The 2,996-nt window shown below is 47.3% G+C and carries 3 protein-coding genes; all 3 read right to left on the bottom strand.

Translation table 11 applies throughout. The annotated features are described in order from the left end of the window. Positions 1-154 precede the first annotated feature (154 nt). Positions 155-1,798, bottom strand: a complete 1,644-nt coding sequence (locus P5683_RS23835; protein WP_006623314.1) for an alpha/beta hydrolase — start codon at positions 1,796-1,798, stop codon at positions 155-157. A 35-nt stretch (positions 1,799-1,833) separates the two neighbouring features. Beyond that, positions 1,834-2,796, bottom strand: coding sequence for an amino acid permease (locus tag P5683_RS23830; protein ID WP_396442936.1), 963 nt, complete (start codon positions 2,794-2,796; stop codon positions 1,834-1,836). A 12-nt stretch (positions 2,797-2,808) separates the two neighbouring features. Next, positions 2,809-2,996: transposase (locus tag P5683_RS23825; RefSeq protein ID WP_315669495.1), on the bottom strand; the 188-nt coding region annotated here is incomplete at its 5' end.

The raw sequence follows: 2,996 nt of genomic DNA, 5'->3' as shown, positions 1-2,996 counted from the left end.
TGGATTTGGGCCGCTTCCTTGGGTTTGACATATCTGGCAATAGGTTTATCCTCAACTCTTCTCGCTTCTTATACCATATTGCCCTAAAATATTAACCTAATTTGAGATTAAATCATGCTCCCCTCGTGGGGGTAGAGTCAGGGTCGGGAATATCTCACGGTAACTGGTTTTCCAGAAATGAATCAACCAGGACCTGCATGGGTTCGGGAATTTCCGTGAGTAGCCGCACTGGAAAGGCATCGGTAGAAATAAACTCAAAGTATTCTGGGGTAAGAAAAACTTGATATTTTTCGGCTTCTGGTGTCAGTTGTGCAGCCATAGCTAGGGTAAAGGCTTTTACATAGTTTTGGATATCGGCGGCGGCGATACCTGCTACCTCATCACCAGATAGGGGTGTCCTGGGAACGCGGGATTGATCTAAGACAAAATCGGGGTCTTTGGCGCTGAGGTGGGTTCCTCCCAAAACCCCAACTAACCATTTGGGGGCGGGAATTTGGGGAAATATGGCGATTTGGTCGGATAAGGCGGGGGTGAGTTTATCGGCGGAGGTGGAGAAAATGAGGGTGGGAACTCGGATTTGAGTTAGTCCGGTTTCACCAAAAAGCAACGATGCGGTAGGATTAAGGGCGATCGCTGCTTTAATGCGGGGATCATATAGCCGATAGCGATCGCCTGGTAGTTCAGTGGCGATACATTGGGTAATTTGTCCTGAACTTAAAGTGATTGCGTCCTGCTGACAGCGTCGGCGTAGGGAGTCGAGTTGAAACTCTCCCCCAGCTATAGTTAAAGCTGTACCACCACCGAGGGAATAACCAATCACTAAAACGCGGTTAGGATTAAGGCTACGTTCTATAACTCCACCAGTTTGCGTTAGTTGAGTTAACTGATCGAGAACAAAACTAATATCCTGGGGACGTTCTAACAACTCCTGTGGTTGCATTGCCAGATTTTGGTTAATATAGGTCTGGTTACTCCCGGGATGTTCTAAGGTGACGAAAGCATAGCCGTGAGATGCTAGGTGGCGGGCTACATATTGTAATTCATTGCGAACGGAACCGCGACCATGGGTAAACAGTACCACAGGGCGATCGCTGGTTACGGCTTCTGACCAGTAAATATCTACATCAATGGTGCGGTTTCTGGCTGTATCCTCAAAAGTATGGGTAGTGGTGATCACTTGGTGAGGACCCGGTTGGGTGGGGTCTAGGGGGAGGGTTAAATTAGCATCTGTGGGTCCTAATTGTTGGACTATTTCCACCATAAACTGCTGAGTCTGCCAAAAAGAACGGTTGAGGCGACTAAATACATCAAAGGCGACATCGATATCAATTCTCAATTCTGGGTTAGGGTAGCTTTGTAAAAACCCTAGTATTGATAACCCAGACTCGCTTTCGGCTGCTTCTAATAGGGCGGTTTTAATGTCTGCGCCTCGGGTTTGGGGGTCCTGAGTGCGGGTAATGGTGGCAATTTCGTCAAGGATGTTTTCGCCAATTTGGGTTGTCAGTAAATTGCTGACGGCGGTGGGTGGGATACCTACTTGAGAATTTAAGACTCCCAGGACTTGTTGTTTTTGTTGGGGGGACAGAAACAGCTCATAACCTCGGAGTCCGGGGGGAACTTTTCCGGTGTTGGCTAATGTTTCTAAATCTTCGATTGCCAGAGAGAGAGACATAATCCCTTGGCGAACTATAATTGTTTCTGCTGCCTTCACTGGGGTAGCGATCGCAATATGAGTCCCCAATGCGATCGCCGAAAGTACAGCTAACTTGAACCTAGACCATTGAAAGTTCAGCCCCATAACACCTCAGACTACTGGTTGAAAAAAAAGTGAACCTAATCTTTTTGTAACACCTCAGAGAAGGCAAAATCAGGAGCAGCTAACACAAAAATTGTAGCGGGTAATCCCGTAGCCATTTTCTGGAGTCCCTCGTAATATTTACTGTACTGCAAATCCTCTTTGGGGGTAGCCATACCCAAAAATACCAAATCGGCATCCTGAGAGGAAGACCGTAGAATTTCCGGGAAAGGTTGTCCTTGAGACACAATCACCTTGGGTTTAGCCCCAATGCGTAACTGTGCAACCACTTTAGCCAAATTGGTATGGGCTGCTAGTGCTGCTGTTTCGTCGGGTACAACTAAGTTTAAATTAATTTCGGCTCCGCGCCATTCCAGACTCGTCCGCAGCAAATAAGCCAGAATTAGCATCAAGCCTCCATTAGTATTAAGACCCCCCCACCAGAGATCAATCTTCTGTCGCGCGCCAAATCCCCGATCTGATTCATCTCTTAGTATGAGTACACTACGAGCGGTTTTGTGAAAATGTACTAGGGTTTCACAATATGATTTTCGACGTTCAGGGGATTGGGAATCTCCTAATAAAATTGTATTGGGTACTAAAGGACCAATACCATAGGACTCGATGAGTTGTTGGGCTCCGCTGAAAGTATCAGGAGCCATAATCACCCGCACTAAGCCCCGAATCCCCCGTTTATTGAGATACTCTCTAATAGTGGTTTCCATCTCACTACGTTGGGCTTGGTTCCTGGCTCCACTGGGTAAAACTGTACTAACAGTAAATAAACTACGGTTATGACTGAGGCTGGAGGCTAATTCTACTAAGAGCCAGCGTTTACTGGGCGCACCGGAAAAGGTGAGGATATGGGGTCGCCAGTTTTTGGTGTCTGGGGTGTAACTCAGTTGAAATAAACCCCGACGCACTAGCGCCATCCAAATTCCCTGACGGATATCTCCCCAGGCGCTTTCTAGTTCTCGTCGCTCTAACCAAATATATAGCATTAGTCAAGGTGGTTAGGACGTAGCTTGGAGAACGGAATCCATGGCATCATGGAGAGAATCAAACTGCTCAATGCAGTGGCGAATACGGGCTTTCAGCCACGACCAACATTTCTCTATCTTGTTGAGGTCTGGCGAATAAGGTGGTAGATAGAGTAAACGGCATTGAGCTGCCTCCACCAGTTCAGCAATCCGCCCCCCTT

The sequence above is a fragment of the Limnospira sp. PMC 1279.21 genome (assembly GCF_032349615.1).
In the GTDB taxonomy this organism is placed as follows: domain Bacteria; phylum Cyanobacteriota; class Cyanobacteriia; order Cyanobacteriales; family Microcoleaceae; genus Limnospira; species Limnospira fusiformis.
Note: the sequence above shows the minus strand (reverse complement) of the source record. Positions and strands in the feature narration are given on the sequence as shown.

Coding starts and splice junctions, on each gene's coding strand:
- P5683_RS23835 (WP_006623314.1), bottom strand. CDS start 1,798: ATGGGGCTGAACTTTCAATGGTCTAGGTTCAAGTTAGCTGTACTTTCG.
- P5683_RS23830 (WP_396442936.1), bottom strand. CDS start 2,796: ATGCTATATATTTGGTTAGAGCGACGAGAACTAGAAAGCGCCTGGGGA.